14 protein-coding genes are annotated in these 17,353 nt (G+C 46.2%); all 14 read right to left on the reverse strand.

Annotation, left to right across the window (positions count from 1 at the left end; all coding sequences use genetic code 11):
• Window positions 1-62: 62 nt before the first annotated feature.
• Complete coding sequence (locus tag FGQ85_RS11780) at window positions 63-1,262, reverse strand: NADP-dependent isocitrate dehydrogenase (protein WP_087252096.1); 1,200 nt, start codon at window positions 1,260-1,262, stop codon at window positions 63-65.
• Between the two features lie 25 nt (window positions 1,263-1,287).
• Window positions 1,288-1,935 (reverse strand): GntR family transcriptional regulator, encoded by a 648-nt coding sequence (locus FGQ85_RS11785; protein ID WP_087252041.1) that lies wholly within the window; start codon window positions 1,933-1,935, stop codon window positions 1,288-1,290.
• Window positions 1,936-1,953: 18 nt separating this feature from the next.
• Window positions 1,954-3,342: a 2-isopropylmalate synthase gene (locus tag FGQ85_RS11790; RefSeq protein WP_087168019.1), complete on the reverse strand. Its 1,389-nt coding sequence runs from the start codon at window positions 3,340-3,342 to the stop codon at window positions 1,954-1,956.
• Window positions 3,343-3,490: 148 nt separating this feature from the next.
• Window positions 3,491-3,901, reverse strand: coding sequence for a hypothetical protein (locus FGQ85_RS11795; protein ID WP_087252042.1), 411 nt, complete (start codon window positions 3,899-3,901; stop codon window positions 3,491-3,493).
• Window positions 3,902-3,919: 18 nt separating this feature from the next.
• The gene (gene ilvA / locus FGQ85_RS11800; protein ID WP_087168021.1) at window positions 3,920-5,134 is read right to left on the reverse strand and encodes a threonine ammonia-lyase; all 1,215 of its coding nucleotides are present in this window, start codon (window positions 5,132-5,134) and stop codon (window positions 3,920-3,922) included.
• 30 nt (window positions 5,135-5,164) lie between these two features.
• Entirely contained in the window at window positions 5,165-6,118 is a 954-nt protein-coding gene (gene ftsY, locus FGQ85_RS11805) for a signal recognition particle-docking protein FtsY (RefSeq protein ID WP_087168022.1), read from the reverse strand.
• 23 nt (window positions 6,119-6,141) lie between these two features.
• Window positions 6,142-9,699, reverse strand: coding sequence for a chromosome segregation protein SMC (gene smc, locus FGQ85_RS11810; protein ID WP_138373555.1), 3,558 nt, complete (start codon window positions 9,697-9,699; stop codon window positions 6,142-6,144).
• 7 nt (window positions 9,700-9,706) lie between these two features.
• Window positions 9,707-10,393, reverse strand: coding sequence for a ribonuclease III (gene rnc / locus FGQ85_RS11815; RefSeq protein ID WP_138373556.1), 687 nt, complete (start codon window positions 10,391-10,393; stop codon window positions 9,707-9,709).
• A gap of 53 nt (window positions 10,394-10,446) precedes the next feature.
• Window positions 10,447-10,680, reverse strand: coding sequence for an acyl carrier protein (acpP, locus tag FGQ85_RS11820; protein WP_087168025.1), 234 nt, complete (start codon window positions 10,678-10,680; stop codon window positions 10,447-10,449).
• A gap of 23 nt (window positions 10,681-10,703) precedes the next feature.
• On the reverse strand, window positions 10,704-11,717 hold the full coding sequence (gene plsX / locus FGQ85_RS11825; protein ID WP_138373557.1) for a phosphate acyltransferase PlsX: 1,014 nt from the start codon (window positions 11,715-11,717) through the stop codon (window positions 10,704-10,706).
• Between the two features lie 71 nt (window positions 11,718-11,788).
• Window positions 11,789-13,024, reverse strand: coding sequence for a threonine/serine exporter family protein (locus FGQ85_RS11830; protein ID WP_087252045.1), 1,236 nt, complete (start codon window positions 13,022-13,024; stop codon window positions 11,789-11,791).
• Window positions 13,025-13,231: 207 nt separating this feature from the next.
• The gene (locus FGQ85_RS11835; protein WP_087168028.1) at window positions 13,232-14,377 is read right to left on the reverse strand and encodes a hypothetical protein; all 1,146 of its coding nucleotides are present in this window, start codon (window positions 14,375-14,377) and stop codon (window positions 13,232-13,234) included.
• 94 nt (window positions 14,378-14,471) lie between these two features.
• Window positions 14,472-15,794 (reverse strand): sarcosine reductase complex component B subunit beta, encoded by a 1,323-nt coding sequence (grdF, locus tag FGQ85_RS11840; RefSeq protein ID WP_138373558.1) that lies wholly within the window; start codon window positions 15,792-15,794, stop codon window positions 14,472-14,474.
• 21 nt (window positions 15,795-15,815) lie between these two features.
• Window positions 15,816-17,102, reverse strand: a complete 1,287-nt coding sequence (gene grdG / locus FGQ85_RS11845; RefSeq protein WP_087168030.1) for a sarcosine reductase complex component B subunit alpha — start codon at window positions 17,100-17,102, stop codon at window positions 15,816-15,818.
• Between the last annotated feature and the right edge of the window lie 251 nt (window positions 17,103-17,353).

The following is a 17,353-nucleotide window of genomic DNA, read 5'->3' on the forward strand; positions in this document are numbered from 1 at the left end:
GAAGCCCGTTTACAACACGGGTCTGCCTCTTTTTCTATGCTCTCTTTGATTTTAACTTCTTTTTATGCAAGTCGTTTTGCGATGGCTTTGATAAAGTCTTCGCTGTTTAATACAACCGGATCTTTCAAAGTCGTTATCAGCGCCAGGTCTTTTGTCATTTCGCCCGCTTCGATGGTATCGATAGTCGCTTTTTCAAGCCGGTCCGCAAACTCCTGAAGCTCCTTGTTTCCATCCAGTTCTCCGCGCTTTCTGAGAGCCCCGCTCCATGCAAAGATCGTTGCCACGGAGTTGGTGGATGTCTCCTCCCCTTTCAGGTGTTTATAATAATGTCTCTGAACTGTTCCATGAGCTGCCTCGTACTCATAGTATCCATCCGGTGAGACAAGAACGGACGTCATCATGGCAAGGGAGCCGAATGCGGAGGAAATCATATCACTCATAACATCTCCGTCATAGTTTTTGCATGCCCAGATATATCCGCCTTCTGATTTCATTACACGTGCCACCGCGTCGTCAATCAGTGTGTAGAAATACGTAATTCCCGCCTGTTCAAACTGCTCTTTAAATTCCGCGTCAAAGATCTCCTGAAAGATATCCTTGAATGTATGGTCGTATTTCTTTGAAATCGTATCTTTCGTTGCAAACCAGAGATCCTGTTTCGTGTCCAGTGCATAGTGGAAACAGCTCCTTGCAAAACTTTCGATGGACTTGTTGATATTGTGCATTCCCTGAATGATGCCGGGTCCGTCAAACTCATGGATCAGTTCTCTTGTCTCGCTTCCGTCCTCAGCGGTGTAGACAAGCTCTGCCTTTCCTTTTCCAGGGATTTTCATTTCCGTTCCTTTATACACATCCCCGTAAGCATGTCTTGCAATGGTGATCGGTTTTTTCCAGTTTCTGACGCACGGCTCAATTCCTTTTACGACAATCGGTGCACGGAATACGGTTCCATCCAGAATCGCACGGATCGTCCCGTTCGGGCTCTTCCACATCTCTTTCAAATCATATTCTTCCATCCGCGCTGCATTTGGGGTGATGGTCGCACATTTTACGGCCACTTTATACTTTTTCGTTGCAAGCGCACTGTCAATCGTCACCTGGTCATCAGTCTCATTACGGTGTTCCAGCCCAAGATCGTAATACTCCGTATTCAGATCAATAAAAGGCAGGAGCAGATGATCCTTGATCATCTTCCAGAGAATTCTTGTCATCTCGTCTCCATCCATCTCAACGATTGGTGTCTGCATCTGTATCTTTGCCATCATACCATCCCTTTCTTTTTCTTTATTAGATTTCTTCCAGATGTAAATTCTGAACAACATGGCGGATATGCTCTTCCATCAGTTTCTCCGCCCTGTCTTCATCCTTGTCCCGGATTGCCGAGAGGATCTCCGAATGTTCCCTGATGGATTTTTCCGCACGGTTTTCCACTTTAACGGACATCCTCCTCGCCATCTGGACATAGCGGTGGAAATCCGTCAGTACATTTTTCAACATCCTGCTTCCGCAGGCTTCATAAAGGATAAAGTGGAACTTTCCGTCCAGAGTGGAAAGCTGTTCGGTCATCCCCTTTTTCAGATAAAATTCGGAGAGAAGAATCATCTCTTCCATCTCGTCAATCTGCTCCTTCGTAATCCGTCTTGTCGCAAGCCGGGCCGCAAGCCCTTCCAGCCTGGACCGGATCATATAGATATCCTGAACGTCCTCCCTGGAAATGCCGTTGACATACGTGCCTTTGTTTGGAATACTGGTCACCAGTCCTTCCAGTTCCAGCTTCCTGAAGGCTTCTCTGACCGGAGTCCTGCTGACTCCCAGCTCTTTTCCCACGGTCACTTCCCGGAGTTCGTCTCCTTTTTGATATTTCCCGGAAAGGATCTGTTCACTCAGTGTCCGAAACACCTTTCCGCTCAAAGAATAATCTTGATATTCTTCCATGACTGTTACTTCCTTCTATTAAAGAATGATTGACTTCTCACGGCAGATTTCCGTGATCTTCTGAACCATTTCTTCGTCCGTCATCACAGTTACACGTCCGTCGTCATACTGCTTATCCACCCATTCCTTCACTGCCACAACCAGCTCGGAGTCTTTTCCGACTTTTCTGTCCTCCGGAAGCTTGTAGTAGGTATTGATCCAGTGGGCAATTCCTGCGATGCCGGATGTGTTGGACACTGATACTACGGCCGGCCGGTTCAGAAACTTTCCGGTGTCAAAAATATTGTAGATCTCTTCGTTTTTCAGAAGTCCGTCCGCATGGATTCCGGCCCTTGTCACATTAAAGTTCTTTCCCACAAACGGCGTGTGCTCCGGAATATGGTAGCCGATCTCCTTTTCATAGTACTCGGCAAGCTCTGTGATGACAGTCGTCTCCATGCCGTCCAGTGTTCCCCGAAGCTGCGCATATTCAAATACCATTGCTTCCAGTGGTGTATTTCCTGTACGTTCTCCGATTCCAAAGAGAGAACAGTTTACGCCGCTTGCTCCATAAAGCCATGCGGTCGTTGCATTGCTGACTGCCTTGTAAAAGTCATTGTGCCCGTGGAACTCGATGAGTTCACTCGGTACTCCGGCATGGATCATCAATCCGTAGATGATACCCGGAATAGACCGCGGAATCACCGCTCCCGGATAGTTGACTCCGTATCCCATCGTGTCACAGACACGGATTTTAATCGGAATCTGATATTCTTCCATCAGATTCATCAGTTCCAGACAAAACGGAATCACGAAACCGTAAATGTCTGATCTTGTAATATCCTCCAGATGGCATCTCGGGCTGATCCCGATTTCCAGACACTGACGGATAATCGAAAGATAATGGTTAAGCGCCTCCCGCCTTGTCATCTTGAGTTTATAGAAAATGTGATAATCGGAACAGCTTACAAGAATCCCTGTCTCTTTCAGTCCGATCTCTTTTACCAGCTCAAAGTCCTTCTTATTTGCCCGGATCCAGCTTGTAACTTCCGGAAACTCATATCCTTTCTCCAGACACTGGTAAACAGCATCCCTGTCTTTTTTACTGTAAAGGAAAAATTCACTCTGACGGATCTTTCCCTTTGGACCGCCCAGACGGTGCAGGTAGTCATAAATCGTCACAATCTGCTCTGTCGTATACGGCGCTCTGGACTGCTGCCCGTCACGGAATGTTGTATCCGTAATCCAGATCTCGTCCGGCATTGAATGCGGTACGATTCGATCGTTGAACGCGATTTTCGGAACTTCGTCATATGGAAACAGATTCCGGAATATATTCGGCTTATCTACGTCCACCAGCGGATACATATGTTCTTCGAGCTGCAGTAAATTATTGTGATGGTTCATGTAAACTTTTCTATTATCCATTTTATACACTCCTTTTCGCTTTGTATAATTGTATACAATTATACAAAGCATGTCAACCCGAAGTTTGATATTTTTATAACCAGCGAAGTTTTCTGATAAACAAAAAGGATCCTGCGCCATGCAGGATCTCTTTCCAGTTTAAAAGTAGTTACCTTCTCTTACGTTCATATTTGATTTTTGTCCGAAGATAGTTCTCAAAATCCAGAAACTGCATTTCTTCACTTTCTCCGCTCAGGGCGTAGTCCATGCTCTGGGCGGCAGCCTCCAGCAGGTCTTCTGTTACTTCCGGACGGTTTTTCTGAAGAATCGAGAGCTTTTCTTCATTGGAATCTGCCTCCAGAAATCGGAGAAGCAGATCCGATGTATGCCCGTTTTCTGCTTTTTGGAATTCTTTTGTAAAATCAGGAACCGGAACAGCATAGAGGGTCTTCTCTTCCTCCTCTTGAAAAATCAAAAGCTCTTCCATCGTCTGCCAGTGTCTGGACGTGCCGATGAAACGGTAGATCGTGCCCTGCTGATCGGTGTATAAGAAACCTGTTTCAGGCAGTTTTCCCGGCAATCTGCTCCCTCCTTTTCTTTAATACAGTTTTGTTGTAACCAGTTTCGGACGGAATCCGTTGTTTTCCAGAGCCTGCAGAATTTCATGCTTGTGCTCTGTTCCAAATGCTTCCATGGTTACTCTCAGCTCTACAGCCGCATTTCTGTTTGTGCTTACAAACTGGTTGTGTTCCAGCTTGATGACATTGCCCTGTGCGTCCGCAATAGTCTTTGCCACGCGTACCAGTTCGCCCGGCTTATCCGGAAGCAGAACAGAAACAGAAAAGATCCGGTCTCTCTGGATCAGTCCGTGCTGTACGATGGAAGCCATGGTGATCACATCCATGTTTCCTCCGCTCAGGATGCAGACTGCCTTTTTCCCTTCCAGATTCATCTGTCTGAGCGCTGCTACAGAAAGCAGACCGGAATTTTCCACAACCATCTTGTGATTCTCTACCATATCCAGGAAAACGCCGATCAGGTCATCATCATCGACTGTCAGTATCTGATCCACATTTTTCTGTACATACTCAAAGGTCTGGCTTCCCACGCGTTTTACCGCAGTACCGTCCGCAATCGTATTGGCGCTTGGAAGGGTTACCGGTTCTCCTGCTTTCAGAGCTGCTTTCATACTGGCTGCTTCTGAAGGCTCCACGCCGATGACTTTGATCTTCGGATTAAGCATCTTTGCAAGGGTTGCTACACCTGCAATCAGTCCGCCTCCGCCTACCGGGACAAAGATATAATCAACAGTCGGAAGCTCCTGAACGATCTCCATGGCGATACTTCCCTGGCCCGTCGCTACATCCAGGTCGTCGAACGGATGGACGAATGTGTATCCATGCTCTTCGGCAAGCTCGTAGGCCTTGTCACAGGCATCATCATAAACATCTCCGTAAAGAACGACATCCGCTCCCAGATTCTTTGTTCGGTTTACCTTGATCAGCGGCGTAACGGTCGGCATAACGATTGTTGCCTTGCATCCGAACATCTTTGCCGCGTAGGCAACGCCCTGGGCATGATTTCCTGCGGAAGCCGTGATCAGTCCTTTCTGCTTTTCCTCCTCGGACAGCGTACTGATCTTATAATAAGCGCCGCGGATTTTGTACGCGCCCGTATGCTGCATGTTTTCCGGCTTCAGATAAATCTTTCCTCCTGTTTCCTCGCTCAGGTATTCACTGTAGACCAGTTTTGTCGGATTTGTGACTTTTTTTACAAGCTCACTTGCTTCTTCAAATTTTTCCAATGTCATCATGTCTGTAACCTTCTTTCCTCTGTGTCATGTTTATTCTGTTTCTTCCTCCGGATGCTCCTCTGTCGTAAACAGGGCATTGACAAAATCATCGGAATCAAATTTCTGCAGATCATCGATACTTTCTCCGACTCCGATATATTTGACCGGAATGCCAAGTTCCGACTGAATTGCTACCACAATTCCCCCTTTTGCGGTTCCATCCATTTTTGTCAGAACGATTCCCGTAATGTCTGCCGCCTCCGCAAACTGTTTTGCCTGCGAAAGTGCGTTCTGCCCTGTTGTTCCATCCAGAACCACCAGGGTTTCTCTGTACGCGTCAGCGTACTCTCTCTCAATGACACGATTGATCTTTTTCAGCTCTTCCATCAGATTCTTTTTATTATGAAGACGCCCCGCCGTATCACACAGCAGAACATCCGCCTTCCTTGCCTTTGCGGCCGCAACCGCATCGTACACGACAGCTGCCGGATCAGAGCCTTCCTGTCCCCCGATAAACTCTGCATTTGCCCGGTCTGCCCATTCTTTCAGCTGTTCTCCCGCCGCGGCACGGAATGTGTCCGCCGCTGCGATCACAACTTTTTTCCCTTCACCGCGAAGCTTCCCTGCAAGCTTACCGATGGTCGTCGTTTTTCCTACCCCGTTAACTCCAATCACCAGTACTACGGATTTCTGATTTTCAAACTCATATGCTGTCTCCCCGATCTGCATCTGCTCCTTGATACTGTCAATCAGAAGCTGTTTGCAGTCAGCCGGATCCTTGATATGCTGTTCTTTCACCTTTTCTCTAAGGTCATCAAGGATCGAATAGGTCGCCTTGACGCCGAGATCTCCCATAATCAGGATCTCTTCCAGCTCTTCATAAAAGTCTTCATCAATTTTGGAAAACCCGCTGAACAGGCTGTCAAGGCCGGAAACTATATTCTGCCTTGTTTTTGTCAGGCCTGACACAAGCCGCCGGAAAAATCCCTTTTTTTCCTCTGCCATAGTCTCTTCTACTCCTTTATTTTTTATTTGCTGAGCTGGTTTTCAAGCAGATCTACTGAAACCAGCGTAGAAACTCCCTTCTCCTGCATCGTAATTCCATACAGTCTGTCCGCTGCTGTCATTGTTCCTCTCCGGTGGGTAATAACAATAAACTGCGTATTTTTCGTCAGTCTGTGAAGATACTGCGCAAACCTTGTAACATTGGAATCGTCCAGGGCTGCTTCGATCTCGTCCAGCAGACAGAACGGCGACGGTTTCAGATTCTGAATCGCAAAGAGAAGCGCGATCGCCGTCAGCGCTTTTTCTCCACCGGAGAGCTGCATCATATTCTGAAGCTTCTTTCCCGGCGGCTGTGCAATGATCCGGATTCCCGCTTCCAGAATATCCTCGTCCTCCAGAAGCTCGAGTGTCCCTTTTCCGCCTCCAAAGAGCTGGCGGAAAACATTATGGAACTCTTCTTTTATCCTTGCGAACTGTTCCTCAAACTGCCTTCTCATGGCGGTATCCAGTTCTTCAATAATCTGTTTTAAGGTTGCCTCCGCTTCAATCAGGTCTTCATGCTGGTTTTTCAAAAAGAGATACCGTTCTTCCAGATTTTTAAAATCTTCAATGGCATTGACATTGACATTGCCAAGGCTGCGAATCTCTGAGCGAAGCCGCTGAATCTCTTTCTTCATGAAACCCAGATCTCCAATACTTTCATCCCGGTACTGCTGCGCATGATTATAGGTGATCTCGTATTCTTCCCACATATAATTCATTTGCTTTTCCATCGTCTCCTCCAGCCCGTCCTTCTTTCCGCCAAGCCGGAAGGTTTCTTTATCAAGATCGGAAATCTGTTCCGAGATGGCATCGCGCTTTCCAAGGAATTCCTTATGTCTGCGGGAAAGTGTTTCCTTTTCCCCGGCATACTGCCCGATCTCCTGTTCGATCTCTTCGATCAGTTCTCCGGCTTCCCGGATCTTTTGTCCGGCCCGTTCCATCTCCTGCTCTTTTTCAGCAATCGCTTTCTTATTGTCTCCCTGGTTTTCCTCCAGCAGTTTCTTTTCCTGTGTATACTTCGTATACTCCTGCCAGATACGTTCCTGATTTTCATTCAGGAAGATTTCTTTTTGTCCAAGTTCCGCAAAAACAAGATGTGCGTCCTCGGCACGTTTCTGTAAAATCTGTTCCTCTTCCTTCTTTTTCTCCAGCTCTTTCTGTTCTTCTTCCGTCTCCTTTTTCAGCCTTTCTTCCAGTTCTTCGGAAGTTCCCAGTTCGATTTCAATGGATTCCTGATTCTCCTGAAGTTCCCGGAGCTGGTTTTCATAGCTTTCGTTTTCTTTTAAAAGCTCTGCCTTTCGGTCAAGGATCGACTTCTGCCTGCTTTGTACCTGAGAAAGATTCATCTTTGCGGTATTCTGCCGGACGTATATCTTCTGCATCTCATCTTTGAGGCTGTCCATTTTCGCATAATATCCGGCACGCTCTTCTTTATGACGCTCCAAAGACTCCCTCGTCTGCTCCAGGTCCTTTTTGAGCATCTGTACGGTCTTTTCAAATTCCTCAATCTCACGCCGTCTGCTTAACAGACTGCTGGAATTTTTAAAAGCCCCTCCTGTCATGGATCCACCCGGATTGAGAAGCTCTCCCTCCGGTGTCACCATCCGGACAGTTTGGCGGTATTTCCTTGCAAGACGGATACCCACGTCAATATTTTCCACTACCACGGTACGGCCAAGAAGGTTCTTCATAAGACTTTTGAATTCTTCATCTGTCTCCACAAGCGTATGGGCAAGTCCGATGACGCCGTCTTCTCTGAGCACTTCCGGCTTTGGGAACTCGGAACCCTTCACGCTGGTCAGAGGAAGGAACGTTGCCCGCCCGAATTTATGCTGTTTCAGATAAGTAATCATTCTTTTCGCGGTCTCTTCATCCCTCGTTACGATATTCTGGATGCTTCCGCCGAGTGCAGTCTCCACCGCAGTCTCGTACTTTTTCTCTACACGGATCAGATCCGCCACAACTCCAAGGATGCCCTGCTCCCGGTTTTTCTGCTCCATGACTCTCCGGATACTGTTACCGTATCCTTCGTAGCGCTCGGTCATATTTTTCAAAGATTCCAGTCTGGACTGCTCTCTGTGATACGCACTCTGTCCAGTCTGAATCAGTCCATTTTCTTTTGTAATTTCTTCCTGAAGTCTTACAATTTCACTTTCATACTGCGCAATCGTTTCCGAACAAGTACGGATCTGGGCGGAAAGCTCTTTCCATTCACTTTCATACTTTTCATATTCTGTCCGGTATACTTCCGTTTCCTGGGTAATCGTTAAGAGCTGCTGCGCAAGTCCTGTCTTCTGAACCCTGATCTGCTCTTTCATCGTATGAAAACGCTGCAGTTCAGCCTTTGTCGAAGCCCGCACGGAAAGAATCTTCATAATCTCGTTTTTCTTTTCCTCGCTGGAAAGACTGATCCTGGCCATCTCCTCCTGAAGGCTCGTCAGATTCTCTTTTTCTTTCTCGCTCTGCGCTTCCTTCTCCCTCATCTGGGCTTCCAGATCTGCGCGCCGGCTTTTCAGTTCTTCAAGCTCGGTCTCCCGTTTCCGGATCTCTTCCTCAACAGTCTTTTTCCGCTCCAGATAATGGGCGTCGTTCATCCGCACGCTGTTGATCTGCTCTTTGAGAAGGTCAATGCTGTTCTCATACTGCTGCCGGATCAGTCTTGTATCATTCAGCTGCTTTCTCGCGGTCTCCGTCTGAAGGTCAATCTCCCCGATCCGGTTTTCTACTTCGGCATACTCCTCTTTCATGGCGTCATACCGCTTTCTCGATTCATCAAGCTCTTCCTGCGCACGTGCCAGAGCCTCTTCTGTTTCCTTTTCTTCCGCTTTTAACTTTTCTGTCTGAACGAGGAACAGATTGACGTCCAGCTTTTTCATTTCTTCCCGTTTCTTCAGATACTCTCTCGCCGTCTCAGACTGCTTTTTAAGCGGTCCGTACTGCTTTTCCAGCTCCGAAAGGATGTCTGTTACACGTACCAGATTCTGCTGCTCTTCTTCCAGCTTCTTCAAGGATGTATTTTTTCTCCGCTTGAATTTGACAATTCCCGCAGCCTCATCGAACAACTCCCTCCGGTCTTCGGGTTTTCCGCTTAAGATCTTATCGATCTGACCCTGTCCGATGATTGAATATCCCTCTTTCCCGATTCCGGTATCATAAAACAGCTCGTTGATATCTTTCAATCTGCAGCTGCTTCCATTAATCAGGTACTCTGACTCACCGGAGCGATAAAGCTTTCTTGTCACAGTGACTTCCTCAAAATCAATCGGCAGCTTGTGGTCGGAGTTGTCCAGCGTGATCCCGACCGAGGCGTAGCTTAGAGGCTTTCGGTTCTCAGTTCCTGAAAAAATGACATCCTGCATGTTGCCTCCGCGAAGCTGCTTCGCCCTCTGCTCTCCTAATACCCACCGGACCGCGTCCGCGACGTTGCTCTTTCCACTTCCATTCGGCCCTACAATGCCGGTGATTCCATTATGAAACTGAAAGACGATTTTATTTGCAAAAGATTTAAATCCCTGTACTTCAATGCTTTTTAAATACATAGCTCTCCTATCGTTTCTCCTGTAATTTCAAAATCGCCTGATATGCAGCCTGCTGTTCAGATGCTTTTTTGGTCCTTCCTTCGCCTTCCCCGTAGATCTGTTCTCCGATCCTGACTTCCGTACAGAAACTTTTATTGTGGTCCGGTCCTTCCTCCCGGATCAGTTCATAGGAAACCTGATCATCAGAATTTCCCTGTACAATTTCCTGCAGGATAGTCTTGCTATCAAAAAAGAGCTTCTTGTTTTCCAGGTCATTGAGGATAAACCGGTGAATGAACTCTTTTGCGCTAGCAAACCCACCGTCCAGATAAATCGCTCCAATCAGCGCTTCCATCGCGTCAGATGTAACCGAATCCCGTTTTCTTCCGCCCGTTGCCTCTTCACCTTTTCCGAGCATCAGATATTCCCCCAGTTTGATATCTCTGGCACAAAAAGCAAGCGCCGGTTCACATACCATACTTGCCCTCTTTTTGGTCAGTTCACCTTCCGGCATTGTCTCATACTCAAAAAAAAGAAATTCGCTGGATACAACTTCAAGTACTGCATCGCCCAGAAACTCCAGCCGCTCATTACATTCATATTTCTTCATGTGCTTTTCGTTCACATAGGAGCTGTGTCTCAAAGCATGACGCAGAAGTTCCGGATTCCGGAACTGATAATCAATTGTTCTTTCTAGTTCTTTGATCTTTCTCATAAAACCCCCAATTAGCACGAAAAAGCCCTGACGGGCTTTTCCGCATTTATGTTTTAATTATTTGTTGCCGTTCTGATCTGCTCTACTGCGTCTCCCACTGTCACGATTTTTTCCGCATCATCATTATCAATCTCGATATCGAATTCTTCCTCGATTCCCATGATAATCTGGAAAATGTCCAAAGAATCTGCTCCCAAATCGTCTACAAATGTAGTCTCCATTGTGATGTCTGAGGCATCCACATTTAATACATCTGCGATAATCCCCTGTAATTTTTCAAATTCCATAGTTACATTCCTTCCTTAAAAGTTTATTCTTTCTCTTTCTGAATGCATTCTCTGATTTTCTCATTAATCTTCTGCTCTTTGAAGGTCACGCACTGAATAATGGAGTTGCAGACCTCACGTGCCTTTGAGTTGCCGTGTGTCTTTACAACCAGGCCATTGAGACCAAGCAGCGGTGCTCCGCCGTACTCGCTTGCGTCAAATCCCTTCATCGTCTCCTTCAGCGCCGGTTTTACAAGCAGTGCTCCGATTTTTGTCCTGAGGCTCTTCATCATGCCTTCCTTGATCTTATCAACCAGCACCCCTCCGACGCCCTCATAAAGTTTCAGGATAATATTGCCCGCGAAAGCCTCGCAGACAATGACATCCGCGTCACCATACGGAATATTGCGCGCCTCGATGCTCCCGGTAAAATTAATATCCGGGCATGCCTTCAGCATCGGGAACGTCTCTTTCACAAGGGCGTTGCCCTTCTCCTCCTCAGCACCGATATTGACAATCGCCACTTTCGGATTCTTCACGCCCATGACATGCTCCATATAGATCGAGCCCATTTTTGCAAACTGCACCAGATGGGACGGTCTGGCATCTACGTTTGCTCCGCAGTCGATCAAAAGCGAAAATCCCTTTTTGGTCGGTAAAAGCGGCGCAAGGGGCGGCCTCTCCACTCCTTTGATTCTCCCTACAATGACCTGTCCTCCAACGAGAATGGCTCCGGAGCTTCCTGCCGATACAAACGCGTCGGCCTCTCCTTTTTTAACCATATTCATCGCTACGACAATCGAAGAATCCTTTTTTCTGCGGATTGCCATTACCGGCGGCTCCGCGGTCTCAATCACTTCACTGGCGCCCTTGATCTCAATCTGCTCTTTGTCGTAAGTATATTTGGCAAGCTCTTCTTTTATGATGTCTTCTTTCCCGACAATCAATACCTGAATATCCCTGCGCTTATTTACTGCGTCAACAGCGCCTTTAATGATTTCCACCGGGGCATTATCCCCTCCCATGGCGTCGAGCGCCACTTTCGTGTATTCTGCCATGCTTCTACCTCCTGCATTCTATCAGTAATTCTACTAGACATTGTTATAAAAATCAATGCTTTTCTATCTTTTTAAGAACTCTTGCCGACGCGGTATTCCCGTTTCAGCGCGCTCATAATGACTCTGGATGCTACATCCACGATATTGAATCCAAAGGCAATCGCAAGACATGTGGTGGCTAGAAGGATTCCTTCACTGGAAATGAGCGCGGAATCATTGCTTACAAAACCGTACATCATATAGTACAGATTTGGTCCCGGAATCAAAGGAAATACAGATGCTGTCAGGAAAATCGTCGATGGTGCCTTATTGACTCTGGACATGATAAATGCATAAAATCCGACAAATACCGCTGCAATCAATGTAGCAAGAAAGTTGCTCGGTTCAATGGCAAATACGAGAGCATAAATTCCCCATGTAATAAACGCACCAACTCCCGAGTAGAATACCTGACGTCCCCGGACTTTAAACCATATGGCAAAACCGATACAGGCAATCGTACAGGAAACAAGCTGCATCGGAACACTTGGTGTCAGCATAAATCCTTCCATGGATCTTGCATGAAAGACCATCATGGCAAGCGCGATCCCAAGAGCAATTCCTGTTGCCCCGAGAATGGAATTTAAAATATTAATGGACCCGGATATAAAGTCCCGCTGCAGTAACTCGCGGAATCCATTGGTTGTACCAAGTCCACTGATCAGCAGCATGACAATCCCGATCATGATTCTGTCGGGATGTGTTCCGATTCCATTTCTGGTCGCCAGGATAATAATGATCTCAGATAAAAAGGCAAGGATCAGATTATAAATCATCAGATTTCCTTCCCTTGTGCTCAGCCATTTTCCAACAAATACAATCATCAGTGAAACAACCGCAGCAACAATCGCATCCATAAATCCGCACCCGAAGAATACGGCAAATCCGGCACCTCCCATGACTCCCGCCACATACCGGAGAATTTCCGGCTGTTCCGGCCGGTTCATCACTTCCTCAAACTTGATCTTCAGCTGATCCGCATCCGGCTTATGGGCACAGACATATCTGGAAAGATTGTTCAGATAGTCCAGCCGGTCAAAATCATTCTCCGATGTCTCGATATGCCTTACCTGAGTGATAAACTCTCCTTCCGGCGTCTTCGCTGTCACCTGAATGTTGCTTGGAATAACAAATACATCATATCTGACAAATCCATAACTTTTCAGCATTCTGTAAAGGGCATCCTCCAACCGGAAATTTTCCGCTCCGCTTTTCAGCATCTCTTCTCCGATATCCAGGATGCCTTCAATAATTCTGTTGTAGTCCATCCTTCTACCTCACTCCACTTTCTTTTTTCTTTCTTAAGCACTTTCCTATTCTAGCAAATAATAATCGATTTTTCATCCCTTTTCTAAAAGAATTCCTCTTCTTTTACAAATTTCTTACAATTGTGGTTGAGCCTGCCCGCACTCCACACAAAAAACAGCAACCGTTTCGATTGCTGTTTTTTACAGACAGATAATTTCTGCAAATAGCTATGCTTTTTTCCTTTTAGCAAGGAAATCTGTAATATTTTTCTTAATCATAAACAGAATTAACACTGCTCCGACATAACCATTCAGAACATAAATAACATTAACGAGTGTTCTGAATGGAAGGAACAGCCCGACGATCAGCCCTACAACCGCAAGAACAACTGTCAAAATTTTAAAACGGGAAGTTCCTTCTTTTGCGAAACGGGATGCCGGATTATAGAGCAGCGGAACAGCTGTCGTATAAATACCTGCAAATACAACAATTGCAAAAATAGCAGAAAACGGTTTCCAGATCTTCATGGCAAGAATCAGGTTCGGAATATCTGCATTCCATACATAAGCGCTTCCGTCCTCAAGCGGAGTATTGATATTGGCAATCTGGCCGAAAGAGATCAAAGCAATTGCAACACACACAGCAACCGTGCCGCCTACGATACCATAGTTAAGATCTTTTTTCTTGTTCTTGGATCCCAGCGCTGCCGTAAAACTTGCAAACCACAGAAGAACAAATCCTGCATAGGAAGCTGCTGAAATAAACCAGTTCGCACCTGCATTTTTGATCGTTTCTCCCTCTGCTGCTCCTGCATAGGCACCTGTCCGGATAACTTCCAGTCCTGCCGGAATATTGCCTGCATCCTGAATCACCGTAACAAGACCGATAAAAATACAAAGTACAACGATAATCGGCCCTACGACACCAATGGCATCAACGAGAGAATTCAGTCCGCCGACTACTGTAATTGTCGTAAGGATTGTAAGGATGACTGCACCTGCCCAGTTCGGAAGTCCGTACTCCTGATTCAATGTAGATGCCGCACCGCCGATCATAACCCAAAATGACATATAGCAGAAAATCGTAGAATAATAGTCACAAAATGTTCCTACATATTTTCCGCAAAAATATTTGTAAACATCATTTCCGTGTTCAAACTTCTGTTCAGCGCCTGCTTTCGCAAAGTTAAAATTGTAATACAGAAACATGACCGCAAAGCCAAGAATAACCAGAATTGACTGCCAGCCATATGCTGTATAGTATTGAATGATCTCCTGGCCTGTCGCAAATCCGGATCCGATGGTAAACGCGATTACCGCTCCTGCCAGAATCAGAACTCTCTTCCAGTTCACTGCGCCGTTCTCTTTGCCCATAGAGTCCCCTCCTATCCATCAAAAATTAAAAAACGGGTACAGTACAGATCTGTACTGTACCCGGATTCTGTTATTATTTTTTAGTTATCTTTCTTTAGAAATTGTCTTTTTCAAATACGGTCTGCTCGGTTACTTCAGTCTGAAGTGCTTTGAGCGCCCGGCGTACCATTCTCTTACGGATCTTCTTGGAATCCACTTCGCCCTGGGTTGGATCACCAAGCGGATACGGAATACCAACACCTGGGATAATTCTGTTGGCGCCGATTGTCAGGGAAATCGGAACTACCGTTGCCATATGTACTACCGGAACCCCATATTTTTCGATTCCTTTAACCATCGTTGCACCGCAACGAGTACAGGTACCTCATGTGCTGACGAGGATAACCCCGTCAACATGCTCCTGTTCTGTGAGGATCTTACCGATCTCATCACCAAATTTTGCTGCAGATCCTGTCGCAGTTCCTGTACCTGTTGTTGTACAGAAGAAGTTTACGAGTTCACCGAACTCTCCGTCTCTTTCCATTTCACGAAGTACATCAAGCGGAACTACCAGGTTCGGATTTGCCATAACGAACTGACGGTCATATCCACCATGGATTGTTGTAAACTCTTCCGGGCTCATAGAATCTTTTCCTTCGATGGAGTAGATTCCGAACTTCGTTGCATTGGAAGATTCGATATGATCCGGGTTTCCAACCGGAACAACACCACCGGAAGTAACAACCGCGATCTTCGCATGTTTGATATCCTTGATTGCCGGTGCAGGCGGTACCCTGTCAAATTTCGGCATCGGAAGGTCTGTCTCAAACGGCTCGCCTTTCATCTTCTTTACAAGCATCTTGATGGCACGTTCGGATCCTCTTTCTTCCGCGAAGTAGTTGACACGGATTCCTCTTTCGTGATAATTTTCTTCATTCGGTCCAAGAATCTCTTCGCCTGTTGCCATCTTCTTGATCAGATTTACGATGGACGGAAGTACTTTTCTCATTGTAGCTGCGGAGTTTCCTGTCTTTACTATGATCACGTCCTTGCGGAACATATCAACACCAGGGTTCTCCTCATAGGCTGCTGTCAGCACCGGAATACCGAGTCTTTCTTCCACTGCTTTACAGATCGTTCCACATGCAACGCCGTAACGTCCTGCGTTGAATGCCGGTCCTGCAAAGAAGACGTCCGGTTCATATTTCTTTACCATGTCGATAATCGTATCGGTTGCTTCATCCAGATTTTCTCCGAAATAGTTGTCACCGCAGATTACTGTAGCTACGATTTCATAATCTTCACCAAGAGCCTGTGCAAGAGCTGCTCCTGGTCCAAGAGCCTCTTCTCTTACTTCCGGTTTGTAATCTGCCTTTTCCTCACCGCCGATACCGGCAAAGAACTGGTTAATATAATGAACAATTTTATATTTTGCCATTTTGGATCCTCCTTCCAAATCTTAATATCCCCTTGCTGCAAGGTGGTTAAAGCCGTTTGCGATCGTAGATGCAATGATGATCTGAAGCTCTGCCTCAAAGGAACCGTCTTCATTGACACATCCTGCCCATCCGCCGATCTGGCTTTCGATGTAATCCATAGTACCGATCACTTTGTCCATAGCCGGGAACTGTAATGTCGCATTTCCCTGTCCACAGGAGGAAAGTGCATCCGCCTCATCGCATGTATCTGCCAGAGACTGGGATTTTCCGTCTTTTCCCGGGAATTCGTCTGTGATCAGAACTACTTTCACGCCTTTGCGTTCTACTTTACGGCAGTTCATCATCAGGTCGGTATCCGGATTTCCGTATCCTTCCTCTGTGATCAGTACGCCATCAAGTCCCATCCATTCTGCCAGTTTTGCAACCATGTCAGAATGTCTCTCTTTATCAGCAAGGAATACGTTTTCATTCGTAAGGATGACACCCATAAAGTTGATGTCTTTTCCGTGATGCTTATAGCAGTCCTCGATAACCGGGTTGTGGAAGTGGTGATAGGTCGTAACCTTGTCACACGGAGCTACACAGTTTCCGGATACGATCGCGCCGTCCATGATCTCTGTCGGATACATGAATGTCGGTACGAACTGTTTTGCGTCAACTCCATAGTAATATGTATCGTGGAGGAGTCCCTGTGACTGAAGCATGTGGATATATCCTACTTTCGGAAGATCAGGATACATTGCGGCCTGCTCAAAAATCGGCTTCGTCTCATATGTTTCCAGTGTATCCGGTTCAATGTTTCTTCCTGCTTCTCCAAGGTAAGCTGCAACTTTCAGTCCTGCCATTCTTCCCGCTTTTTCATATACGTGGGTCTCAAGCCCTTCCTGAGGTTCGATTACAACACAGAGATTTACAGTCTTGGAAAACGGACAGTAATCTGCTGCCGGTCCGCTCATGTCGATAACACCTTCCTGGAAACCAACAATCCGTCCAACGGTAACTACGCAGCATCCGTCCAGCGCATGTGTTCTTCCTTCGCCTACTGTCGGTGTTACTTTCCCTACAACTCCAGGGAAAATCTCTCCGCCTGATACTTTTACTCTAGGTTCGATTACATCCTTCACCGGTGTAATACGTGTGCTGTCACCCGGACGGGCGATGTCAAGGCTGCAGCCGATCAATTTGTCATCTTCCAGAACAAGCGCTTCCACTTCTTCCTTATTGACATAGAGCACATGGTCTTTCACATATGTCTTTTCTGCAAATTGGATATCGTCGATCTTAATCTTCCCTAATTCCAATTTCATAGGTAAATCCCTCCTTCTTTGTAATCGCGATAACTTTAAGTCAAAAAAAAACTTTGTTATCTTTTTTCTTGTTCTTTATCCCTATTATATGATTTTGTCTTACAATTATCAAGTTTTTTTATTCAATCTTTCTATACATTTTTTCGATAAGTTCTATAAGTTCAGCATTTCCACTAAAAAAGTGTCTTCGACACTTCAGCCCCCTAGCCCCCATTCATGGGGGAATTGGGGGTTTCTTTTTATGTGTTTTT

This window comes from Pseudoflavonifractor sp. BSD2780061688st1 E11 (assembly GCF_005844125.1).
GTDB classification, from domain to species: domain Bacteria; phylum Bacillota; class Clostridia; order Lachnospirales; family Lachnospiraceae; genus Sellimonas; species Sellimonas catena.

Bases quoted from the DNA above. Each gene is read 5' to 3' on its own strand.
- FGQ85_RS11780 (WP_087252096.1), bottom strand. From the start codon at position 1,262: ATGGCAAAGATACAGATGCAGACACCAATCGTTGAGATGGATGGAGAC.
- FGQ85_RS11785 (WP_087252041.1), bottom strand. From the start codon at position 1,935: ATGGAAGAATATCAAGATTATTCTTTGAGCGGAAAGGTGTTTCGGACA.
- FGQ85_RS11790 (WP_087168019.1), bottom strand. From the start codon at position 3,342: ATGGATAATAGAAAAGTTTACATGAACCATCACAATAATTTACTGCAG.
- ilvA (WP_087168021.1), bottom strand. From the start codon at position 5,134: ATGATGACATTGGAAAAATTTGAAGAAGCAAGTGAGCTTGTAAAAAAA.
- ftsY (WP_087168022.1), bottom strand. From the start codon at position 6,118: ATGGCAGAGGAAAAAAAGGGATTTTTCCGGCGGCTTGTGTCAGGCCTG.
- smc (WP_138373555.1), bottom strand. From the start codon at position 9,699: ATGTATTTAAAAAGCATTGAAGTACAGGGATTTAAATCTTTTGCAAAT.
- rnc (WP_138373556.1), bottom strand. From the start codon at position 10,393: ATGAGAAAGATCAAAGAACTAGAAAGAACAATTGATTATCAGTTCCGG.
- acpP (WP_087168025.1), bottom strand. From the start codon at position 10,680: ATGGAATTTGAAAAATTACAGGGGATTATCGCAGATGTATTAAATGTG.
- plsX (WP_138373557.1), bottom strand. From the start codon at position 11,717: ATGGCAGAATACACGAAAGTGGCGCTCGACGCCATGGGAGGGGATAAT.
- FGQ85_RS11830 (WP_087252045.1), bottom strand. From the start codon at position 13,024: ATGGACTACAACAGAATTATTGAAGGCATCCTGGATATCGGAGAAGAG.
- FGQ85_RS11835 (WP_087168028.1), bottom strand. From the start codon at position 14,377: ATGGGCAAAGAGAACGGCGCAGTGAACTGGAAGAGAGTTCTGATTCTG.
- grdG (WP_087168030.1), bottom strand. From the start codon at position 17,102: ATGAAATTGGAATTAGGGAAGATTAAGATCGACGATATCCAATTTGCA.